The 22,857-nt window shown below is 41.8% G+C and carries 19 protein-coding genes; 12 read left to right on the top strand and 7 right to left on the bottom strand.

What is annotated here, in order from left to right:
* Nucleotides 1-76: 76 nt before the first annotated feature.
* Genes bioB through bioD form a run of 4 tightly spaced genes read left to right on the top strand, consistent with a single transcriptional unit; the run spans nt 77 to nt 4,286 of the window.
* Nucleotides 77-1,246: a biotin synthase BioB gene (gene bioB / locus CXF81_RS08270; RefSeq protein ID WP_101180898.1), complete on the top strand. Its 1,170-nt coding sequence runs from the start codon at nt 77-79 to the stop codon at nt 1,244-1,246.
* Nucleotides 1,246-2,508, top strand: coding sequence for an 8-amino-7-oxononanoate synthase (locus tag CXF81_RS08265; RefSeq protein WP_101180897.1), 1,263 nt, complete (start codon nt 1,246-1,248; stop codon nt 2,506-2,508). Before bioB ends, CXF81_RS08265 begins: the two co-directional genes overlap by 1 nt.
* A gap of 24 nt (nt 2,509-2,532) precedes the next feature.
* The gene (locus CXF81_RS08260) at nt 2,533-3,534 is read left to right on the top strand and encodes a methyltransferase domain-containing protein (RefSeq protein ID WP_101180896.1); all 1,002 of its coding nucleotides are present in this window, start codon (nt 2,533-2,535) and stop codon (nt 3,532-3,534) included.
* A 2-nt stretch (nt 3,535-3,536) separates the two neighbouring features.
* The gene (gene bioD, locus CXF81_RS08255; protein ID WP_101180895.1) at nt 3,537-4,286 is read left to right on the top strand and encodes a dethiobiotin synthase; all 750 of its coding nucleotides are present in this window, start codon (nt 3,537-3,539) and stop codon (nt 4,284-4,286) included.
* Here the strand turns inward: bioD and pepE are convergent, their stop codons facing one another.
* The gene (gene pepE, locus CXF81_RS08250) at nt 4,287-4,991 is read right to left on the bottom strand and encodes a dipeptidase PepE (protein ID WP_101180894.1); all 705 of its coding nucleotides are present in this window, start codon (nt 4,989-4,991) and stop codon (nt 4,287-4,289) included. It lies immediately after the preceding gene.
* A gap of 128 nt (nt 4,992-5,119) precedes the next feature.
* On the opposite strand from pepE, the gene CXF81_RS08245 reads away from it, so the two are divergent.
* Nucleotides 5,120-5,581, top strand: a complete 462-nt coding sequence (locus tag CXF81_RS08245) for a low molecular weight protein-tyrosine-phosphatase (protein ID WP_101180893.1) — start codon at nt 5,120-5,122, stop codon at nt 5,579-5,581.
* Nucleotides 5,582-5,589: 8 nt separating this feature from the next.
* Nucleotides 5,590-6,582 (top strand): iron ABC transporter permease, encoded by a 993-nt coding sequence (locus CXF81_RS08240; protein WP_101180892.1) that lies wholly within the window; start codon nt 5,590-5,592, stop codon nt 6,580-6,582.
* Here the strand turns inward: CXF81_RS08240 and glpK are convergent.
* Nucleotides 6,579-8,069 carry a glycerol kinase GlpK gene (glpK, locus tag CXF81_RS08235; RefSeq protein ID WP_101180891.1) on the bottom strand — a complete coding sequence of 497 codons (1,491 nt, stop codon included), beginning with the start codon at nt 8,067-8,069 and terminating at the stop codon, nt 6,579-6,581. The genes CXF81_RS08240 and glpK overlap by 4 nt on opposite strands.
* Before the next feature lie 324 nt (nt 8,070-8,393).
* Here glpK and CXF81_RS08230 point away from each other — a divergent pair, with 324 nt between their 5' ends.
* The 4 genes from CXF81_RS08230 to CXF81_RS08215 all read left to right on the top strand — a co-directional run bounded on the left by CXF81_RS08230 (nt 8,394) and on the right by CXF81_RS08215 (nt 13,544).
* Complete coding sequence (locus CXF81_RS08230) at nt 8,394-10,043, top strand: glycerol-3-phosphate dehydrogenase/oxidase (protein WP_101180890.1); 1,650 nt, start codon at nt 8,394-8,396, stop codon at nt 10,041-10,043.
* Nucleotides 10,044-10,143: 100 nt separating this feature from the next.
* Entirely contained in the window at nt 10,144-10,887 is a 744-nt protein-coding gene (locus CXF81_RS08225; protein ID WP_101180889.1) for an ABC transporter ATP-binding protein, read from the top strand.
* A 260-nt stretch (nt 10,888-11,147) separates the two neighbouring features.
* The gene (locus tag CXF81_RS08220; protein WP_101180888.1) at nt 11,148-12,497 is read left to right on the top strand and encodes a class II 3-deoxy-7-phosphoheptulonate synthase; all 1,350 of its coding nucleotides are present in this window, start codon (nt 11,148-11,150) and stop codon (nt 12,495-12,497) included.
* 240 nt (nt 12,498-12,737) lie between these two features.
* Nucleotides 12,738-13,544 (top strand): CHRD domain-containing protein, encoded by an 807-nt coding sequence (locus CXF81_RS08215; RefSeq protein ID WP_101180887.1) that lies wholly within the window; start codon nt 12,738-12,740, stop codon nt 13,542-13,544.
* A 201-nt stretch (nt 13,545-13,745) separates the two neighbouring features.
* Here the strand turns inward: CXF81_RS08215 and CXF81_RS08205 are convergent, their stop codons facing one another.
* From CXF81_RS08205 to CXF81_RS08175, 5 genes are all read right to left on the bottom strand, one after another.
* Nucleotides 13,746-14,117 carry a hypothetical protein gene (locus CXF81_RS08205; protein WP_101180886.1) on the bottom strand — a complete coding sequence of 124 codons (372 nt, stop codon included), beginning with the start codon at nt 14,115-14,117 and terminating at the stop codon, nt 13,746-13,748.
* A 1-nt stretch (nt 14,118) separates the two neighbouring features.
* Nucleotides 14,119-14,430: a DUF3820 family protein gene (locus CXF81_RS08200; protein ID WP_101180885.1), complete on the bottom strand. Its 312-nt coding sequence runs from the start codon at nt 14,428-14,430 to the stop codon at nt 14,119-14,121.
* 141 nt (nt 14,431-14,571) lie between these two features.
* Nucleotides 14,572-16,365, bottom strand: coding sequence for an ABC transporter ATP-binding protein/permease (locus tag CXF81_RS08195; RefSeq protein WP_101180884.1), 1,794 nt, complete (start codon nt 16,363-16,365; stop codon nt 14,572-14,574).
* A gap of 67 nt (nt 16,366-16,432) precedes the next feature.
* Nucleotides 16,433-18,058, bottom strand: a complete 1,626-nt coding sequence (locus CXF81_RS08190; protein ID WP_157825527.1) for a response regulator — start codon at nt 18,056-18,058, stop codon at nt 16,433-16,435.
* A 1,178-nt stretch (nt 18,059-19,236) separates the two neighbouring features.
* Nucleotides 19,237-20,019 carry a hypothetical protein gene (locus CXF81_RS08175; RefSeq protein ID WP_101180880.1) on the bottom strand — a complete coding sequence of 261 codons (783 nt, stop codon included), beginning with the start codon at nt 20,017-20,019 and terminating at the stop codon, nt 19,237-19,239.
* 493 nt (nt 20,020-20,512) lie between these two features.
* Here CXF81_RS08175 and msrA point away from each other — a divergent pair, with 493 nt between their 5' ends.
* Both msrA and CXF81_RS08165 read left to right on the top strand, forming a co-directional pair.
* Nucleotides 20,513-21,685 carry a peptide-methionine (S)-S-oxide reductase MsrA gene (msrA, locus tag CXF81_RS08170; RefSeq protein ID WP_101180879.1) on the top strand — a complete coding sequence of 391 codons (1,173 nt, stop codon included), beginning with the start codon at nt 20,513-20,515 and terminating at the stop codon, nt 21,683-21,685.
* Nucleotides 21,686-21,700: 15 nt separating this feature from the next.
* Nucleotides 21,701-22,795, top strand: coding sequence for an FAD-dependent oxidoreductase (locus CXF81_RS08165; RefSeq protein ID WP_101180878.1), 1,095 nt, complete (start codon nt 21,701-21,703; stop codon nt 22,793-22,795).
* Nucleotides 22,796-22,857: the final 62 nt, after the last annotated feature.

The following is a 22,857-nucleotide window of genomic DNA, read 5'->3' as shown; positions in this document are numbered from 1 at the left end:
TAGAGGACATAATAAGAATAGTAAACCCTACAAGCACGATAAAACGTGATGGGACTAACCAGGATAATAAGTATTCATGAACACTTCCGCGACGTCAGCTAAGCCACAAAATAATAAATTTGAACCAAGACATGATTGGACTATCCCTGAAGTAAATACCTTATATGCGTTGCCCTTTAACGATTTATTGTTTCAGGCACAATTGGTGCACAGAGCTCACTTTGATCCTAATTACGTTCAAGTAAGCACATTATTATCGATTAAAACGGGTGCTTGTCCTGAAGATTGCGCGTATTGTCCTCAAAGTGCTCGTTATGACACTGGTCTTGAAAAAGAACGCTTGATGGAAATAAATAAAGTTATTGAGCGTGCTAAAGAGGCCAAAGAAGCCGGTTCCACTCGTTTTTGTATGGGTGCGGCTTGGCGTAATCCAAAAGCGCGTGATATGCCATATGTCACAGACATGGTGCGTGAAGTGAAAAAACTGGGACTAGAAACCTGCATGACTTTAGGGATGTTAACTCGCGAGCAAGCGATAGAGCTTAAACAAGCAGGTCTGGATTATTATAACCACAACTTAGACACATCGCCTGAATTTTATGGTGACATTATTACCACCAGAACTTATCAAGACCGTTTAGATACACTGGGTAATGTGCGCGGTTCCGGCATGCATGTTTGTTCCGGTGGTATTGTAGGTATGGGTGAAACCGGTGACGACCGTTCTAGTTTATTAGTGCAACTAGCGAATCTTGAGCAACATCCAGAAAGTGTACCCATCAATATGCTGGTAAAAGTAGAAGGCACGCCCCTAGACTCGGTAGATGATTTAGAGCCATTTGAATTTATTCGCACAATTGCGGTTGCACGCATTATGATGCCGCAGTCTTTTGTGCGCTTGTCAGCTGGACGCGAATCAATGAATGAACAAATGCAGGCCTTGTGTTTCATGGGAGGCGCGAATAGTATTTTTTACGGATGTAAACTGTTAACAACGTCAAATCCAGAGACCCAAGAAGATGTGATGTTGTTTAATAAGTTAGGAATTAATTCAAAGCAAACTAAAGACTATTCTGATGAAGCATTTGCAGCGGCGTTAACTGATGAAATAACGCAAAAGCAAAATGCGTCGCTATATGTCGATGCAAGCGCTAAAACAAGTAAGCCCAGCGCTGAAACTAAAATAATGGACGAAAAAACAATGGACAAGAAAATTAAAACGCAGACTGAGCAGTTGATTAGCTAATGTCATTTGATTTTATAAAGCGAGAGTTGGCGCAAAGAAGGGCTGATTCATTGCTCAGAAAGCGTGTTGAAGTTGTCAATAATACCCAAGGTATTATTGAGGTCGATGGTAAGCATTATATTAACTTTTCGAGCAACGACTATTTGGGCTTGAGTCAACATCCTGACGTGTTGCAGAGCTTTGCTGAAGGCTTAAGTCTATACGGTGCTAGCAGCAGTGCCTCTTCTGTAGTCACCGGATACTCTCGTGAACATCGATTATTAGAAGAGGATATTTGCAAACACACGCACTTTGATAACGCATTGCTATTTTCAAGCGGTTTTGCGGCCAATCAGGCCTTATGTCAGGCGCTTTTTCAAACTGCTAATTTAAGCACGCAAGTGCCGCGCAGCATCGTCGCGGACAAACTAATGCATGCATCATTCATAGACAGCGCCATGCAGCTTAACAATGGCCCAAAAAAGGCCGTATTCTCAAGATTCAAACATAACGACCTCCAGCATCTGCAATCTACGTTAACGCCGAAGACGGACACCTTAGTTGTCACTGAAGGTATTTTTAGCATGGATGGTGACAAGGGCGATATTTCAGGTATTGCAGCAATCTTAGATAACACAAATTCAAATGCATGGTTAATGGTTGATGATGCTCACGCAATAGGTTGTATTGGTGAAAATGGGATGGGTAGTTCTGCACTACCGGTGCACAAAATAACTCGCCGTGCACCAAAGATCGATGTGTTAATGGGCACTTTTGGTAAGGCAATTGGCACTCAAGGCGCATTTATAGCGGGTTCAAATGAACTCATAGAATACATGGTGAATTTCTCCAAACATTACGTTTACAGCACCGCAATGCCTGCGGCACAAGCGCGAGCAACTAGAACCAGCTTGCAAATAATGCGAAAGGGGATAGAGCGTGAAGCACTGTATAAAAATATTGCTGTGTTTAAAAAGCTGGCAACTCAAGCAGGTTTGCCTATCTTACCTATTGATGGGCCTATTCAGCCTATTATTATTGGTGACCCAGTAAAAGCAGTAGCATTGAGTGAACATCTAAAAAGCTTAGGTATTTGGGTTAGTGCAATTAGAAGCCCAACCGTTCCTAAACATGCTGATCGACTGCGAATTACCCTCAGCGCACTTCATCAGACCCAAGATATTCAGGCATTGGTAGATGCATTAAGTATCAGTATAAGCTCGCTAAAAACTTCGGAGCACAACAATGCGCGTGAAGCAATGAATGGCGCAAGCAATGAATAGCGCAAGCAATGAATAGCGCAAGCAATGAATGGCGCAAGCAATCAAGTGCATGAGTTTATTCAAGTTGTGCAAACCAACAGTGCACAGGATCTCACTCAAGAAGTAAATAAAAAGCGTGTTGCTGAGCACTTTTCAGCCGCTTGTGGTAACTACGATCAGTATGCACAAGTGCAGAAGCAAATTGCTGAAGTGAATATTGAGTTACTTAGCCACGTTATTACTGGGCGAAGCAAATTTTCAGTAGATTTAGGTTGTGGCACGGGTTTACATACCGGCTCGCTTGCCAAAATGTCAGATAATTGTTTAGCAATCGACATCTCTCATGGCATGTTGAAAGTCGCCCAGATAAATAATGCTGATGTGACAACGTTTACCAATAAGGCAATTCTGTATTGCAGTGGCGACGCTGATAGCTTGCCGCTTCAGTCGCAATCAATTGACGTACTTCATTCCTCAATGGCATTGCAGTGGTGCTCCTCGCCTAGTTTCGGGATCGCTGAAATTACTCGGGTGTTATCAACTGGCGGTTCGGCGCAACTGGCTATTATGCTGGATTCTTCACTGTATGAACTTCGAGATGCATGGGAGAACATTGGCATAACGCCAAGAATAAATAATTTTTTTAGTCAACAGCAATGGCTACAAGCAACTCAAGATTTGCAGATTGAACAAATTAATAAAAATTCAAATGTGAAAATAAATATTCAACAACAGGTGCGTAGCTTTACAGAATGGCATTCCAGCAGTTTAGATATGTTAAGGGCATTGAAGCTAATTGGTGCGGCGACAAAATACAACAGCATGGAAATAGCCGAAAATAGTCATTTACAACTCTCTCCAGTAACAGTCTCCAACGCTATTAGTAAACAAGAATTGATTGAACTCGACAAACAAATGCAACGGCAGGTGTGCGCTCTGTCTGAGCAATATCAACAACGAAACGCCGGTGATAAAGGCGAGGGTAATCGGGGTTTGCCGTTAACTTACCAGATTTTATTTCTAACTATTCAAAAGACACAGAGTTAAGCATGAAAAGTGTATTTATTACCGGCACTGATACTGATGCAGGAAAAACCTATGTCAGCGTTTTATTGCTCAATGCAATTAATAAGGCAGGCTTTAAAACTATTGGTTTTAAACCGATAGCAGCTGGGTGTGAGCAAACACCACACGGTTTACGAAATGACGATGCCCTAAATTTGCAGGCTGCTGCGAGTCATAAAGTGCCCTATGCTATGGTCAATCCGATTGCTTTTTACCCGCCGATTGCACCGCATATTGCTGCTGCTCAGGTGGGTGGAAAGATTGATATGCAGCGAGTAGCGGGTGCGTTAAAAGCATTACAAAACGAGGACGCAGACTTTTTGCTGGTAGAGGGCGCAGGTGGTTGGCGCTTGCCCACATCATTGCCATCAACGCCCTTACGATCTTCATTATCGAGCGCTTCAGATGATAGTAAATGTACTCAATTAAACGACAACAAAAAAGTGGAATTCTTATCTGACTTTGTAGCCAAGTCAACGTTGCCAGTAATATTGGTTGTTGGGGTGAAGCTAGGGTGTTTGAATCATGCAGTGCTGGCGTTTGAACAAATTAAGCGCGACAATTGCGATATCATCGGCTGGGTTGCAAATCAGATTGATCCAAATATGAATTGTTACGCTGAAAATCTCGCATCCCTGCATGCACTTCTTGACGCGCCCTTTCTTGCTGAAGTTAAGCATGCTCAGCAAAGCATCGAATTTACTCATAGTACGCTAAGGCATATTCTTGGCTAATTATAGATAAACCGACATATCACTGCCTGCAGGCACTACTTTTCGCTGCGTTCCAGTAAATACAACAGCATCAAGTTGACCCATAAGCGTTAGTTTTTGACCATCACGCAGCAATGCACTGCCTTCACGAATGCCGATAACTGGAACTTCAGGATATAAAGTACAGAATTCGGTTATGCGTTGGTCTCGTGTTTCACCATTGTGATGAGGAGCAACGTAGTCGGTGTAATGCGGGTTTATCTGTGCTGCAATGAAACCAAAAGTATCGAAACTAAGCGGCTGAATGATTGGCATATCATTTGATGTTTTGATACTTAAACCACATAAGTTTGACCCCGCACTCCAGCCAATATACGGCATACCCTTAACAACTCGTTGCTGAATAGGCAGCAGTAAATCTTGATTATATAATTCATTGAGTAGATTAAAGGTATTGCCGCCACCGACTAACACAGCTTGGGCACTTGCAATAGCGTCGCCTGCATTTGCATGTCGATGAATACCGCTAACGTTGAAGTCGGGTAGTGCTTCTTGGACTTTTGCAGTGTAATCATTCCACGGCAATGTTACACCAGCAAACGGGATGAACAACACGTCGGTAATCCCGATTAAATGTTGTTTTATCATCGATTGAGCATGATATAGATATGGCTCATCGTCCTTCTTGGAACTGCTTAGCATCAGTACTTTAGCTAAATTAAGCATATTTAATTGTTATCCTTTTAAATTGATATAAAAACTGATGTTAACAAGAGAGCTAATTGTTATAAACTTAGTTCTCATTTTTATTTGAAAAAAGGTCTGTTGACCTAAAAATAAGGCAAAGGTAATCGATGTCGTCGCCAGCAATACTTTTCGTATGTTTAGGGAATATTTGTCGTTCACCCACGGCAGAGGGAGTGTTTACTCTAAAAGCGAAGCGCTTGGGCCTTGATTTTAAAGTTGATTCAGCCGGTACGGCAGGTTATCACAAAGGGGCAGCTCCAGATAAGCGTTCTCAAGAGGTCGCTAGTGCTAGAGGCTATGATCTTTCTCGTTTAAAGTGCAGAAAAGTAAACGAGCAAGACTTCACCGATTTTGACCTAATTTTAGGTATGGACGAAGCTAACGTAAGAGATTTAAAGCGCAAATGTCCTGAGGAATATCATGTCAAGATTGCGCTATTTTTAGATTATACACAGTCCGAATTTGATGAAGTTCCCGATCCTTATCACGGCGGCAAACGAGGCTTTGAACTCGTTCTTGATCTGATTGAAGATGCATCAGATGGCTTATTGACGCATTTGACTCGATAAGAACCTCAATGAGTCAACGTAAAACTATTGTTTCATCCGTCGTCGTATTTATCCTCGTTGTCATCTTGTTTGTCTTCGCCGATGGGCTTGCTTGGTTCACGTCGGATATTGAGCAACATATTTTTATCAATATTCGGCTGCCGGTGCTGCTAACCGCTATTGGCGTTGGTAGCGCGATCTCAATTAGCTCCGCTGCACTGCAAATTCTATTGAGAAACCCGTTAGCTGACCCTGGTATTATCGGCATTAGTGCTGGCGCAAGTTTAATGGCGGCGATCGTACTGCTGACTGGAAGCATTGCTTTTTTACCTCGCGTTTTTGATTCTGTAGCTTACTACGTGCTTCCCATTGCTTGTTTTATTGGTGCTTTGTTGAGCAGTTTTATCATTTACGGATTAGCTCGAAAGCTGCAAGCATCAGTTAGTGCGGTGATTTTAGCCGGTATTGGTATTTCGACGATTGCGGGTGCAATCATAGGTTGGCTATTTATATATGCTCCTCCCCAGTCGATTAAAAACTTGAGCTTTTGGTTAATGGGGAGTTTGCACAATACCAACTTCACCAGTCTTGCCTTCGCTCTTCCTATCATTAGTATTTCAGCAATATTACTGATAATGCAGGGGAAAAAGCTTAATTACTTATATCTCGGTGGCGCATCGGCACAACTTAAAGGTGTCGATCCGATTCAGTTTGAACGAAAAATACTCCTCCTAACGGCATTACTAGTAGGAACGAGTGTTTCTATTGCCGGCAGTATTGCTTTTATCGGACTGCTTATACCGCACTTTGTCAGGCAATTAGTTGGCCATGATAATCGTATAGTGTTGCCTATATCCGGACTAATGGGCGCAACATTACTTATCATCACAGCATTAATTAATGAATGGTTATTCAGTATGATTGTGCCTGTATCAATGTTAACCGCCACCATCGGCGGTCCATTGTTTATTTATAGTCTGTTAAAGCAGCCTAGCGCGCTCACAAATGCTAACCGCGACTAAGCGCGACTAAACGCTAGGGTGCATTCCACTGCTTTGTGCCACTGTCCTAATAATTTTTGTCGCACGTTCTCATCAATATTAGGTGTGAAGCGTTTCTCGATTTTCTTTTGCGAAGCAATATCAGCAAGATCTTTATATAAACCGAGTTTTAAGCCAGCTAAATAAGCTGCACCGATTGCTGTTGTTTCCATATTTTGCGGACGTTCAATTTCAACTTGCAATATGTCCGACAAAAATTGGCATAACCAGTCATTTGCTACCATTCCGCCATCAACCAATACTTTAGAAGAAGCAATGCCATCACTCTCCATTGCTTGTTGCAAGTCATAGGTTTGAAAGCATACCGCTTCAAGGGCAGCGCGTGCGAAGTGCGCTTGCGATGTGCCGCGTGTCATACCATACAGACTAGCCCTAGCATCAGGGTCCCAATGCGGAGCACCCAATCCAGCAAAGCCTGGGACTAGAAATACGCCATGGTCGTAGTTGAGTGATTCCGCGAGTGTCTGGCTTTCTTTAGCGTCGTTAATGACACCTATACCATCGCGTAACCATTGAATATTTGCTCCTGCGGTGAATATTGAACCTTCTAATGCATAGGTGGTTTCACCATTCAAGCTATAGCCGATCGTTGTTAGCAACTTGTGTTTTGATTTAAGTGCTCGATTACCCGTATTTAGCAATGCAAAACAACCTGTTCCATAAGTCGATTTTACATCTCCTTGGGCAAAACAACACTGGCCGAATAATGCAGCTTGCTGGTCACCTGCAACACCAGCAATTGGTAATGAGCGTCCAAATAGGCTGGCTTCAGTGTGGCCAAAATCATCTGCGGATTCTAATACTTTGGGCAAAACAGATGCTGGCACATCAAACAGGCTAAGCAAGTCATCATCCCAACATAAACCATGAATATTGAAAAGATTAGTGCGCGACGCATTTGTTGTATCAGTTACATGATTAGCGCCACCGGTTAAGCGCCAAATTAAAAAAGAGTCGATGGTACCAAAAGCCAGTTTGCCTGCGTTTGCAAGTTGTCTTGCACCATCTACTTCATCTAACAACCATTTTATTTTTGACGCTGAAAAGTAGGGGTCTAGCAATAAACCTGTTTTGGAGGAGACGTTATCTTCATGTTTTTTTATACTATTGCAAAAAGCAGAGGTGCGGCCGTCTTGCCAAACAATCGCGTTGTAAATTGGTTTGCCGGTGTCTCTGTTCCAAATTACGGTTGTTTCACGCTGGTTGGTAATACCTATACCAGCTACGTTAACGCCTTTTTGCTGTGCTTCATGCAACACCGATTTACATGTTTCAACAGTCGTTTTCCATATCTCTTCAGGATCGTGTTCAACCCAACCATTGTTGGGATAAAACTGCGTAAATTCTTTTTGAGCAACAGCTATTTTAGTACCGTCCAATGCAAATACGATAGCCCTAGTCGATGTTGTTCCTTGGTCTATTGAAAGAATACCTGATGTTTTAGACATGTTGTTCCGCCTTTATTGTATGATATTGCGTAAGTCAATCTTTGTATTAGATTAAGCAGTTTTTAATGGCCTTGCAAATTGATTACGGTGTTAATACGTCATTTAAATCGTTAATTTGGATATTATATTTGCATAGGAACGCCGTTAACAGTAGTCAAAACTAAATGTGCTATGCGCCCTGTAACAGCGCTCTTTTATTAAAAGTAAGTGAACAAAATATAATCTTAACAAACGTCGAAATAATAATAAATCATATATATAATATTTTATTGAATGGTTTATCATGGTGAGGTGTAGAAATGGCAATCGCTAAGGGGTCTAACTGTGATTTTGAGAGAAACGAATATAACCAAGCTGTCGGCTGAGGTATTCGATGTGCTTGTATTGGGCGCGGGTATCAATGGTGCTGTGTCAGCGGCTTCTTTATCAAGAAAGGGTGCAAGCGTGGCGATGATTGATAAAGGCGATTTTGCTGGTCACACTTCGTCTAATTCGTCTAATCTTGCCTGGGGGGGGATTAAATATTTAGAGAACCATGAGTATTTTCTGGTTAATAAATTATGCAAAAGCCGCAATCATTTGATGCGCAGTTATCCTTCAACGGTTCAAGAAATTCGTTTTTTAACCACATTACAAAAAGGCTTTCGTTTTCCTGCCTGGTTTGTTTTTATTGGTACTTGCCTATATTGGTTAATGGGAAGGTGCTTCACTCAAATGCCTACCTTTATGTCTTCAAAAAAAATAAAACATACCGAACCCGCTATTGATATATCAAATGCACAAGGCGGTTTTGAATATTCAGACGCGTTCTTGCACGATAATGACGCTCGTTTTGTTTTTAACTTTGTGCGTAGCGCAATGGACAACGGTGCTGTTGTGACCAATTATGTTGGTGCACACGGCAGCGAAAAAATAGAGGGTATTTGGCACACAAAAGCGGTCGATGAGCAATCTGGTAAAACATTTACCATCCAATCCAAAGCAATTATTAATGCCTGCGGCCCGATGGTGGACAACTACAATGACGACGCCAATCAAGTCACTGAGCACAGCCATTTGTTTTCCAAGGGCGTGCATTTAATTGTTAACAAGCTCACTAAAGTTGACAAAGTGTTAGCCTTTTTTGCATCTGACGGGCGTTTATTTTTCGTTATTCCCATGGGCCAGAAAACCTGTATTGGCACCACTGACAATCAAGTAGAAAATCCGATGACATCTGTCACCGAAGAGGACCGCGACTTTATTCTTGATAACGTAAATGCGCTGTTAGATTTACCCAGCCCATTAACGAGAGATGATATTATTTCTGAACGTTGTGGTGTCCGCCCATTAGCTGTGAAGGGCGCAGGTGGCAAGGCTGATTGGGTTCAGTTGTCTCGCAAACACGCTGTAGACGTTAATAAAGAAGACAAGTATGTGAGTATTTTTGGCGGCAAACTGACCGACTGTATTAATGTAGGGGAAGAGATAGCTGACCTTGTGCAAAATTTAGGTATCGTATTGCCAAATAAAGATGCTATTTGGTATGGCGAGTCTTCAAATGCGATTAAAGAAGAATTTGAATATAGGGCGGGCTTGATTGGTTTAGACGATATGACGCCAAGTTACAGCTCAGAAAAACTCACGGTGAGACTGTGGCGTCGTTATGACATTTATGCATTGCAAATTTTAGATGAAATTCAACGTGACCCAGCGCAAGCTGAGCAATTGATGCGTAACGCAGAATATTTGCGTGCGGAAGTTCACTATGCGGCAAGAAGAGAAATGATTACAAACCTCGAAGACTTTCTACGTCGACGTTCTAAAATTGAAATGGTGTTAAGAAAGACGGAAATTATCAATACACCGGGAATTATTGAGGCATGCCAAATCTTGTTTGGTGATCAAGCTGAACAAAAGCGTAAAGAGTACGTTGACAAAGTACTCAAAGATTACCCTGATGCACCTGTGGCTCAGTCAAAAGTAGCATCTTAGTAAACTATATCGGCTTGCTTTACAGGTCTCAAATAGAGACAATAACGGCCTTATGATATGCACACAAAGCCGTTTTTTATTTTAAGGTATAACTTCCTGTATGCTAACCGTTTCTCAAGTCGTTCTCGAACATCGCTTAGAAAATATAAATATCAGTATGCATGCTGGTGAATGTTGGCACGTGCTGGGTCAAAATGGCGCAGGCAAAAGTTCACTATTTGACGTGATAGCGGGGCTAGTAGAGCCTGATAGTGGCGTGGTTAAGTTAAATGGTCGAGATATATCTGCATTTCCAATTTCAGCGTTGGCGACTAAGCTGACCTATTTGCAACAGCACTATGCGCTATCATTTTCGCTAAATGTGTCGGAAATTTTAACTTTTTACGCCGGGCACACTGATATTCCGCATGACATTGAGCAAGCACTTTTAATCAAGCCACTGTTGCATCATAAATTAAACAATCTCAGTGGCGGCGAACAGCAACGTGTGCACATTGCGCGATGCCTAATGCAAGTTTGGCATACCGTTAAAAATGGCGACGCCTTGATTCTTTTAGATGAGCCGATCCAAAGCCTTGACGTGGTATTTCAAGAACAAACCTTAGCGATGTTTAAAGCGCTATCACAAAAGGGAAATTTGGTGGTGCTGAGCATTCATGATGTGAACTTGTCTCTGCGTTACTGTGATCATGTTTTGATGATAAAAAACAAATCGGAATTTTGTAGTGGTGCTGTCAAATCTGTTATGACCGCTGAGAACATAACCGAGCTCTATAATTATCCGTTCACTGAAGTTATAAATCCCAATAACTCAGAAAAACTCTTTATTAGAAGCCCACTTTAACCCCCCCTTATGATATGCTTGAAGTCTTGTTGTGGTTGAGCTAATCGATTGTTAGTCAGTACTCAAATAGCTTCTGATAACTAGCTTCTGATAACTAGCTTCTGAAAAGTAGCTTTTAATAAGTAGCTTTTAATAAATAGCTTTTAATAAATAGCTTTTAATAAATAGCGTGTGACAAACAGTTATTGAAACGCACACATAAACATAAAATATATTATTCATCAATACGAACAATACATAACAGAGTAAAAGGAAACACAGTGAGTCAATGGAAACCCGATAGTTGGAGAGCAAAGCCGATACTTCAACAACCCACATATCAAAACCAACAAGCACTTAAAGAAGTAGAAGCTAAACTAGCGGGTTATCCACCGTTGGTATTTGCTGAGGAAACACGTCAACTTTATAAGCAACTTGGCGATGTATGTGAAGGTAAAGGGTTTTTATTGCAAGGCGGTGATTGTGCCGAATCATTTGATGAGTTCAATGCGCCAAAAATTAGAGATACGTTCAAAGTTATTTTGCAGATGGCTATTGTATTGACTTTTGCGGGTCGTTGTCAGGTGACAAAAGTAGCTCGTATGGCTGGGCAATATGCTAAACCTCGATCGTCTGACGTTGAAACCATCAACGGCGTTACCTTGCCAACTTATCGCGGTGACATTATTAATGGTTTTGATTTTACAGAGGCTTCTCGCCAACCGGATCCTAATCGTTTACTCGAAGCTTATAATAAAAGCGCTGCGACACTGAACTTGTTGCGAGCATTCGCGCAAGGTGGTTTGGCCGACTTACATCAAGTTAATCGCTGGAATATGGCGTTTTTAGAAAATAATCCATTAAGAGAACGTTATCAAGATATGTCTGATCGTATTCAAGACACATTGTCGTTTATGGATGTGATTGGCATAAATGCACAAAACAACAGTGCATTGCATGAGACGTCATTATTTACCTCGCACGAAGCCTTATTATTGAATTATGAGCAAGCATTAACGCGCATCGATACGTTAACGGGCAAACCTTACAATTGTTCTGCGCACATGTTGTGGATTGGTGAGCGCACTCGTCAATTAGATCATGCGCATGTCGAATTTTTCAGCGGTATTAACAATCCTATCGGTGTTAAGATTGGCCCAAGCATGCAAGAAGATGAATTGATCCGTTTAATTGATGCCTTAAACCCAAATAATACGCCTGGGAGATTAACCTTAATCACCCGTATGGGAGCAAACAATTTAGGTGAAAAGCTACCGCGATTACTTCGCCGAGTCAAAGCTGAAGGTCGCAATGTTGTTTGGAGCTCAGATCCAATGCACGGAAATACCATTACGTCTAAAAGCGGTTATAAAACGCGTAATTTCGATGCTATTTTGTCTGAAATCATTCAGTTTTTTGATGCTCATAAAGCAGAAGGAACACATGCCGGTGGTATCCACTTAGAAATGACTGGTCAACATGTAACTGAGTGCACAGGTGGTGCATATAAAATAAGTGACGCTGACTTATCCCAAGCATATCAAACTCAGTGTGACCCGCGTTTAAATGCCGATCAAGTGTTAGAAATGGCCTTTTTAGTCGCAGATCATTTAAAGAGCGCAAAAGTGTAGCCAATTAATAAGGCTCGGCAGCGAGCCTTACAATGAGTCAATGAGTCAATGAGTTACATAACTCATTGATTTATATAATTACAATATTTATATTTCCCTCCAATCCTTGAAGTCCGGTGACGCCGTTAATTGTTTTTATCAAAGCAGCATAAAAACATGACAAAAATTTAATTTTTTTGAGCGAACTGTTTATTATTTGCACCAGTCTAATCGAGTATTATAAAATTAAAAGAACCTACCATGTTAAAACATTTATTGATAATATCTGTTGTATTTGTCCTTGCTGCTTGCAGCAGGAATGATACTGACATCATTGAACCTGCAGAAATATTTAGTCCTAGCGGTAGTTTCGACGCTACGCTTAACGCTGGCCAGCAAGTTCCACAAACGGGCAGTGCTGATACTGCAACGGCGTCTATCGAATATGATTCTGACGGTAATTTAATAAAAATAATGCTAGATGTAAGCTCTGTAAATATGCTGACAACGGCCACTTTACATATCGGTGCAATAGGACAAAATAGCGCATCATTGTTTACGTTTGAAAATAACGACACTGACATGCTTGAGCTATCTAATGTGGTTAGTCCGCAGCAAATTAGTGCCTTACTTGACGGTTTAATGTACATCAATATCGCTACGATCGAGTTTCCTGATGGAGCGATACGTGCGCAAATATTGGCGCCGGATGTAGTAGTAATCGGCTTCTCACTAGCCGGTTCTCAACAAGTCCCTGTTGTTGCAACGTCAGCAAATGCAGACGGCTATGCAAGCTATAATAAAACAACGCAAGCACTAACGCTGAAAGTTAACACAACAGGGGTTGAAGACGCCACTATGGCGCATATACACACGGGTCCAATTGGCGAAAACGGGCCAGTTTTAGTTGCTCTTGAACAATCAATCGATGATGTTAATGTTTGGTCTGTACCTGAGGGTACGACGTTGAACGCAGAAATATTTGGCGTCTTAGCCTCCGGTGGACATTACGTTAATGTGCATACACCAGCTCATCCATCGGGTGAAATACGTGGACAGATTGAGTAAATAAGTGCTACTTCACAATAGACACTTAACAATAAAGGAATGGTTATGCATGCCAGTAAAGAAGGTGTTGGTATCCTATTTGCCTCTTATAATGAAGAGTTCGGAACGATGTTGGAGCAGGAAATGATTCAAGCGGGTAATAACAAAACAGACACTTGAGTGATAGTAGCCCAGCGGTAAGAGTCGATGTATCTGATCTATTCAGCCGGCGTTTATAACGACAATACGCTCTTCTTCTGTCAGTACTTGAGTGAAAACCGTTGCTCGACGCAGATTGCGCATTTTCACTGATTTCTCCAAAAGTGCCGCGATTAACTGCTCTGGTTTATCTTTCAATTCAAGAATAGATAACCAAGTTAAATAAGCCCCATAACTCATTTGTCGTGCGGCATAGCGCACTTCTATTCGGGCTTGAATCTCAGAAAATAAATCAGGGTGTGCAAGGCATTTTTCTATCATTGCTTGGTGTAAATTAAGAATTTGATGGTCAATGCCTACATCTTTTACTGGTACTTTTTCATACTGGGGTTTGCGCTTCGATTGCGCGCGACGTTCAGAATTAAAAAAGCGCATATTAATATCGGTTTTTATCGCGGGTTTTCACTGCTTCTATATCTTTAGAGTGTAAAAATGCAGCTCGTGTGGTGTTTCTATTTTCGTAAAGTAAAGGAGCAAGTAGTGGCTCCAAGCCATTTAGTTTGATTTCATACATTGATGCTAATTGCTCTCCTAGTTTGCCACTAGGAAAACCTTGCTTATGAAACCAGACTAAGTATGGCTCCGGTAAGTTGAGTAGTTTGGTGCCAGCATATTTACCAAAAGGCATAACGGTATTAACTAATGTTAACAGGGCTTCCTGCGACTGACTGCCAAAATCGATGTTCATATTCTACTCTTCTTATCTATATTCACGGTTAAAATTGCTTGCAGCTATAATACGTGAACAATGGTACGTAAAAATAGCACGTAAAAATAGCACGTAAAAATAGTCCGTAAACCAATAATGTCCGCAGTGACACGAAGCATGTCACCCAGTGTTAGTGTTTTTTTGTTGTGCTTGCCATAAATTCGTATATATCCCATTTAGCTTAAGCAAGTCGCCATGTGAACCCTGTTCTGCAATTTGTCCCTTGTCCATAACAATAATCATATCAGCATCAACAATAGTCGAAAGTCGATGTGCAATCATAAAGCTCGTATAGCCTTTGGCTATTTCTCGCAAGGCCGACAGTATTGCTTGCTCCGATTGTGAGTCAAGTGAAGATGTGGCCTCATCGAACACCATAATAGGAGGGCGTTTTAATATTGTTCTAGCAATCGACACACGTTGTTTCTCGCCACCACTGAGCTTTAGACCACGTTCACCAACTTGGGTGTCGCCTTTGTCCGGGAGAAGGCCTACGAATGTATCTAAGTGGGCTAATTCTATTGCTTCTTGAATTTCTTTTTCAGAGGCATCAGGGCGTCCATAGCGAATATTTTCATAGAGAGTGTCGTTAAATAAAACGGTATCTTGGGGCACGATCCCAATATGTTGTCTAACCGAATCTTGGGTATATTGCGCGATATCCTGACCATCAATTTTTATACTTCCCACAGTGGGGTCATAAAACCGAAACAACAATTTTACTAGGGTTGATTTTCCCGCTCCACTCTCGCCAACCACAGCGACTTTGGTGCCTGCTTTGACTACAAAATTAACATTTTCGAGTATCTGACGCTCTTTATGATAAGCAAACCCAACGTTCTCAAAGACAATTTCACCCTTCGTCACATGCAGCTCTTTTGCATCCGCCTTATCAACAATAGCAGGCTGTTGTTCTAACAAGGTAAATAGGTTTTCAATATTAGTTAATGAGCCTCTAATTTCACGATACACAAAGCCTAAAAAGTTCAATGGCATAAATATCTGCATGGTAAACGCATTCACCAATACAAAGTCACCAATGGTCATGTTGCCGTTCGCCACATTAATTGCAGCTAAAGCCATCATCGAGGTCATCGCACCAGCAATAATAAAAGCTTGACCGCCATTTAATGCAAATAAGGATAGGCGATTTTTTCGCCGTGCATTTTCCCATTTTTCAAGGTCAACGTCGTAGCGGTTTGCTTCAAATTTTTCATTATTGAAGTATTTGACGGTTTCGAAGTTGAGCAGACTATCGATGGCACGCGACGTCGTATTATTATCCGCTTGATTTACCTGTTTTACATATTTTGTACGCCAATCGGTCGCTTTCATCGAAAAAAACACGTACAGCACAACAGAAATAAAAATAACCAAAGCAAAACTGGCACCGTAATTATAAAACAAGAGTCCGACTACCATGCCGATTTCAAGCAGAGTAGGGCCGATATTAAAAATTAAAAAGCGCATTAAAAAACTAACACCCGATGTGCCGCGCTCAATATCGCGCGACAACCCCCCGGTTTGACGAGAAAGGTGAAAATCGAGGTCCAGTTTATGTAGATGATTAAATACGGTTAGGCCTAGTCGACGCATTGCGCGCTCGGTAACACGACCAAATAGGGTATCTCTTATTTCACCGAACAATACGTTAGCAAATCGCAGGACACCGTAAGCAATAATAAGACCGATTGTGGCGGCCATTATTACTTCTTTTGTGGTGTTTAAATTAAGGTTATCTACCGTATCTTTTAATATAAAGGGGAGTGCTACACTGGCAACTTTGGCAGCCACTAAACAGCCGATGGCAAGCCACACTCGGGTTTTAAATTCAGTAAGATAGGGTAATAGTTTAGTGAGAACGCGCCAGTTTATTGCGGCGTCTTCTGGATCATTGTAGCGGGATTGTCGCATAGTTTTGTTGTATTACCTTTGATAAAGAGGAGACATTCTAGTCATTAGATACTACGTGAAATATCCGTTAAACGTTTAACAGATTGCGCAGTTTTTTGTATTTTTGAGATTGTTCAAAATTAAGTTTTTTCTGTTCGAGAACATTTATGTTGCGGCTAACGTGTAAACCCAACTCTGAAATAGCCGTACTCATTTGTAGTTTTGAAATGACATGCAACAAATTTAACGCAATCGCGGTATTTTTCGGCATTAATGCCGATGCTTGTGAAAATATTTCAAATGCTTTGCCAAAATTACCGGTATTAAAGGCCTGGATCCCTTCCTTGTTTAACTCTTTTGGATTCAATTGAATACGTTGCTTTTCTGTTTTTTCCTTACTTATTAACTTTGATAACAGCGAGATATCGGAAAGTTGACCGTCACTATAATTAATACGCTGTTGAGCGCGCGCTTCCAACACGTTATAGAGTGCAATAGCATCGTCTTTTAATCCGATTTCGTGTAAGGCTTTTGCCTTATCTATTAGAGCTTCATCTGACATCAATGAATTATCTCTACTAAATTGTTCGACAATGTCGAGTGCCTTTTCATTTTCGTTTTGCAAATACAAGATGCGAGCCTGCATCACTTTTACTTCTTCAGCATGTTCTTCGATGACATAGTTTTTTTTCAATTGAGTTAAAAATTGCTTGGTCGCATTCATAATATCGTGCAGTTGTTTTGGTTCAGCACTCATCGCATAGTCGATACCCGCACGCACCGCATTCTTATATAACTCGGGTGATTCTTTTACTGAATTTTTTGCAAAAGCCAGCATGCGTTTAGTGATATCAAACTCGGTTTCATGATCGTGTGATAATTTAGCCAATAAACGAGCTGTATTTTGACGCTTAAAATTTTTGGGTGAGCTCTCGGTAGCCATTAATGCACTTTCAAGTGCCTCATCAAATTTATTATGCTTAACGTGTAATATAGCTAAGAGCTCATAACCTATTGTTTTAGTTTCTCTTTTACAAGCCAAGTTAATGATTTTCTTTTCAGCTTCATCATCTTGATCAAGTGCAATGAGGCACTTAATAAATCCAACTTCAGCCCAACTAAGCGCTTGTATTTTTAGCATTGATGTAAAAAAGGCACCTGCGTCAGTGTAGCGTTGGCTTAGCAATAACACGTCACCTTTGGTTTTGAGCGCGATTGGAAAAAGTTCTCGATTATTTTGAGATGAGAGCACTTTGTCAACTTCAGTGAGGGCTGAGTTATACTTTTGTTGCTCGATAAATTCGCAAGTCGCACTCATTAGCTGCTTTTTTTTGTATACGCGGTTAATGCGTTTCTCAAGCTTTTGAGTGTCGACTGGTTTCGCAATAAAGTCGTCAGGAGGTAAATCGACAATACTTTGAATAATTTCAAAGCTAGTGGTGGTGCTAGTAAAAATAAATCCAGTTTTGCTATTTAACAATTTTAACTGCAATAACTGCTCGTAAAAATACAGGCCGTCATGCTCAGTTTGAATACTATATGCACAAATAATTAAGTCAAAAGGCAGCTTCTCAATCGCCAGCAGGGCACGACTAGTTGATTCGACATATTGGATATCTCTAAAACCAATTTTCTCTAAAGGTGATGTAAGATATTTTTTAGCGCTGACCACATTGTCAATAATGAGGATACGTATTCTTGTTATGACAGCCACATCCATGATCTTCTACTATTAATTCTTATTACTGAATTTATTATCGTTATATCCTTAATATACTTGAATTAAATCTTTTTTAGTATGCCTAAATTAAACAATAAAAAATCAGCTGATTGAAATTAGAAAAACAGTCGCAGATACTATATCGCGGTAGCGGTGTTAGATAAATAAAGTGGTGGCAAATACAGAGCAGGAATGGGCGCGACAGCCACCATTTGGCTTATTGAGGCAAGGCTATTTTTTGTGAAGTATTGATGGCTGTTATGCGTGTTGCTTAAAAGTTTCAGTAACACACCGATTACAAAGTTGAATGACAGGCCGTAGCTCATATTTCAACTGCGTTTGATGGTATTTAATCAGAGTCGTCAAAGTAGCTTATTGTTTTTATTACATTTATGCTGAAATTAGATGCGGGGTTATTATGAACTCATAGTAACAACGATAAAAAGCAGTGGAAATTGTCACCTAATCAGGGCAAGCTATTGATATCAATCAACGAATGCAGAGCTTATTAGATGAAACAACCTGCATGGCTCAGTTCAACAAATGATTCTTTTGCCGTTATGACAAAAGAATACTAAAGCGTTATGTAACTAAGTAAGGGAAGCAGTTGAAAAAAGAAATTATAGGGAAATACGTTGCAATCTCGGGATTACTGCTTTTTTGGGCGCCACTTTGGGGAATCGCTGATTACGTTTTCATTATGGCATCTTCATTCCAGGAGATAACTCTGTTCGGAACTAATGAGCCTAGAATACCGGCAGACGAGATGTCATCAGCAGCGATCTCTACAGCTATAGGGTTTCTCTTATTTCCGGTAGCGTTAATCCTTTTGGCAGTTTCCGTTGTGGGCCTGAATTATCGAACGCGTTGGCTGTTTTGGGCGCTAGTAATATATTCAACTTTATTACTATTCATGATCCCAATCGGTACTTTGTTCGGGTTAATAGTGTTGACACTGCTAGTTTTAAATAGGAAAAAATTTGGACCAGTCAATCACGTTACACAACAATAGTGAGCGTTTTTTGCAGCTCAAAAAATTATTAGCTAAAAAAAGTTGTGGCCGATGAGCGTCTGTTTTATCCCGGTTGTTAATTTGCATCGGCAATTGACTCACCCTTGTATTCACTAGCCAAGTTCAGCTACAGCGATGTCGTCACAAAATCAAGCTGAGCTTAAATAATTTGCTTGGTTTTTGGCTTCACCAAACAAGCGACGATCAAAACTACGATGCCAATGGTAGCGCTGACCGTGATGACGGTATAGCTTGGGTCTGAATTGAGGCGCCTGATAACGATAAATACCAAACCCCAAATAATGGGGAAGGCGTAAGCCCGATTGCCACCGCTTTTAAGGATGATAAATACTCCCCAAATAAGCGCAAGCGCGAGGATAATAGTATGGGAGAGTTGAGCATCTACCCCAGCGTTTGTCATTAATGTCACCGTTTGAGTGGTCCAGTTTAAGAACACGGCTATTGAGCACCAGCCTGCGATTAGCGACAGGCCCAACCATGTCACGATTTTCTCAAATCCTTTAAGATTCCCCTTCTCGGTGGTCACAATCAGCATGGCTTTGACCAGCAGTAACATGGTCGGGATAAATATAATTGCGGTGCTCAATAGTGCCCAGTTAAAGGGCTGCATTGGTGCGAAAGCATTGACAAGTCCCCACAGGCAAACGCCCGCAAAACCAGCTGCGCTCCACCATCCTAGACGTCTAAACACACCATGTTCGCGGTTTCTCGGACGTGCTTGAACAAGGCCGTAAGCAATGCAGAGCAAAAATATCGGCAGCCATATTGAAAACGCCGCGCCAAACGGTGTTAACAAATTCGTGTTGGGATCTGACATATCGCCTGGGCTGTTCGCTCCCTCAATGACAAAACCAAGGCTGGAGCAAATCCACATCAGCGGCGCGAGGATTACGTTAGATATTTGACGTAGGCTATCGTTCATGATTTCACTCTGTATATGATGGAATTGAATTTATGTAAATTGTGAATATTAATTACCTATAATTTGCCTAATTCCTGTTACAAGCGAGTTTAAGTCCGCTTGTATATTATTAAAGTCTTGCCTGCGTGTATCAGGACAATAAACGGCATACCTGATCTATGCAACAACCCAAGCCTTCGTTGTAAGAGTTCGCGTTCAATTAATAGTATACTGCGCATGTCTTTTCATTGTGTGAGTAGCTATGGAGTATCTTAGCTATGCTTCACTGTATGACGAATTTGATTTGGCCTGTTACCCATATTCAATTGACCCTGTGTAGTCTAAAATGATATGCATCGGTAGTGATCCCTAAGGCGGTGTGAATTCGTTTAAACTGTCATACAGTTCTTTGCGGACTGACTGGGAAACAGGCCAACAGACCCCTGTTTATTCAAGTGAGACGCATATCTCGCAAATTAAGTTATTAGCATGAATCATAAAGTAGGTTATTAGCATGAATCATAAAATATTTTACGTCGTCTTGGTCCTCAGTCTGAGTTTTATTGGTTTCAAGGCCATTGGACTCAATAATGTGGCTTCTCAAGAACCGCAGTATGCACCATCCGATCCATCTCTCAAAGTAGCCACGTTCGCAGGGGGCTGTTTTTGGTGTGTTGAGGCCGGTTTTGAACAAATTCCTGGTGTAGCCGAAGCAGTCTCCGGCTACAGCGGAGGTATTGAGAAAAATCCGAACTATCAGCAAGTTGCTAGTGGTGCAACGGGTCATACTGAGGCTGTTCAAGTTTATTACGATCCACAGATCATCACTTATGAGGGACTGCTACAAGCACTTTGGCGAATGATGGACCCGACTGATGTCGACGGTCAGTTTGTAGACCGAGGCAAACAGTATCGTCCCGCTATTTTTTTCCACAACGCTGAACAAAAACGTAGCGCTGAAGCTTCTATTCAGGCTTTGCAAAACAGTGGTCGTTATGACAAACCAGTGGCGCTGGAGGTTACCCAGTTCGAGTCATTTTATGACGCAGAGGAATATCATCAGGATTATTATAAAAAAAATCCGATAAGGTATAAGTACTACACTTTTAACTCCGGCCGCTATCAGTTTATTGATAAGATATGGGGCGAGGACCGTGAAATTGACTATGCCCAATACCGGCCCAAAACCAGCGAAGCTGCTGATAGAGGCCAGCAGGGTGGACTTGATCAGCAGGCCTTTCAAAAGCCAAGCGACGAACAACTTCGTAAACAATTGACCAGTATTCAGTACAAGGTTACCCAGCAGGATGCGACCGAGCCCTCCTTCAACAATAAATACTGGGATGAAAAACGTGCCGGTATTTATGTGGATGTGGTTTCTGGTGAACCGTTATTTTTGTCCACCGACAAATACAAGTCAGGCACAGGATGGCCTAGCTTTGTTCGGCCAATTAGTTTGAATGCTGTGGTGGAGAGAGAAGATCGCTCTTGGTATGGGGGAGTGCGCACCGAAATTCGCAGTGCACTGGCAGATTCCCACTCAGGCCATGTTTTTAAAGATGGCCCGAAACCAACGGGATTGCGCTATTGTATGAACTCAGCCGCGCTGAAATTTATTTTAAAAGCTGATATGGACGAAGCCGGATACGGTCAATACGTTGACCTAGTGAAAAAACCCATCAGTTAGGGTTATTGGATACCTATGAAAGCAACACGGCATACGCTTATTCTCGCCGGCGCCGGCCATGCTCACCTTGTCGCTTTGCGTGGCTGGGTCGATAATGGATTTCGACCCCCACAAGGCACAATATTACTCAGCCCCAATTCGCACGCTTGGTATTCAGGAATGATGCCTGGCCTCGTTGCCGGCCGCTTTACTCAAAACGAGTGTGCGATCGAACTTGCGCCTTTATGCAAGGCCTGCGGTGTTGACCTAATGATTGGTGAAATAGCCACATTAAAAGCAATAAGCCGCAAAGTGCAGTTGCTTGATAAACGAGAACTTGAGTATGACTATCTTTCATTAAACGTAGGTTCTGTGCCACCTCAGCCCAGTCTAAACGACGGTAGTATTAATGTCGCCCCAGCGAAACCGTTTGCGGCTTTTAACAACCATTGGCAAGCGTGGCGAGTGCATAACGACCCAATACAGATAGCGATACTGGGCGGTGGTGCGGCAGCATTCGAGCTTGCACTAGCTTTGCATCAGAGTTTACCCCAGGCGCAGTTATCATTGATTTGCAGCGGTGATCTGCTGGATGGCTATTCGTTGGGGTTACGCAAACGAGCCAGCAAAATACTATATAAACGCGGTATTGACCTGCGTAAAGGCACTCGAGTCGATTGTATCGCGGATGGTTGGCTATTGAGTAACAAACAACGAATACAAAGTCCCGATGCGCTTGTGATTGCAACAGGCGCTGCACCTCAGCCATGGCAGTCTGCCTCTGGTCTTAGTTGCGACAATTCAGGCTTTGTGCGAGTTCGGGCAACTTTACAAAGTGAAAGTCACCCCGAGGTCTTAGCGACCGGAGATTGTGCAAGTCAGCCTGGTGCATTCCATTCTGGCGTTTATGCGGTGCGACAAGGAGCGGTGTTGAGCGAAATCATTCCCGAGCTGTTGGCAGGCAGGACATTGCGTGAATACCAGCCCCAACCACGTTCGTTAGCCTTGCTTTCCACTGCTGATGGCAGCGCACTCCTGAATTATGAGCGTTTTAGTGTGGGTGGACGCCTCTTAGGCATGTGGAAGGACTATCTAGACCTGAGCTTCATGAAGCGTCATCGGCTGGACTGAATTGCGCAGGCCCGCAGCGTATTTTGAGGCAGTTAAGTGCGCAAATATGTTCAGCCTGAACA

The organism is Glaciecola sp. 33A (assembly GCF_002836745.1).
Lineage (GTDB): Bacteria > Pseudomonadota > Gammaproteobacteria > Enterobacterales > Alteromonadaceae > Glaciecola.
Note: the sequence above shows the minus strand (reverse complement) of the source record. Positions and strands in the feature narration are given on the sequence as shown.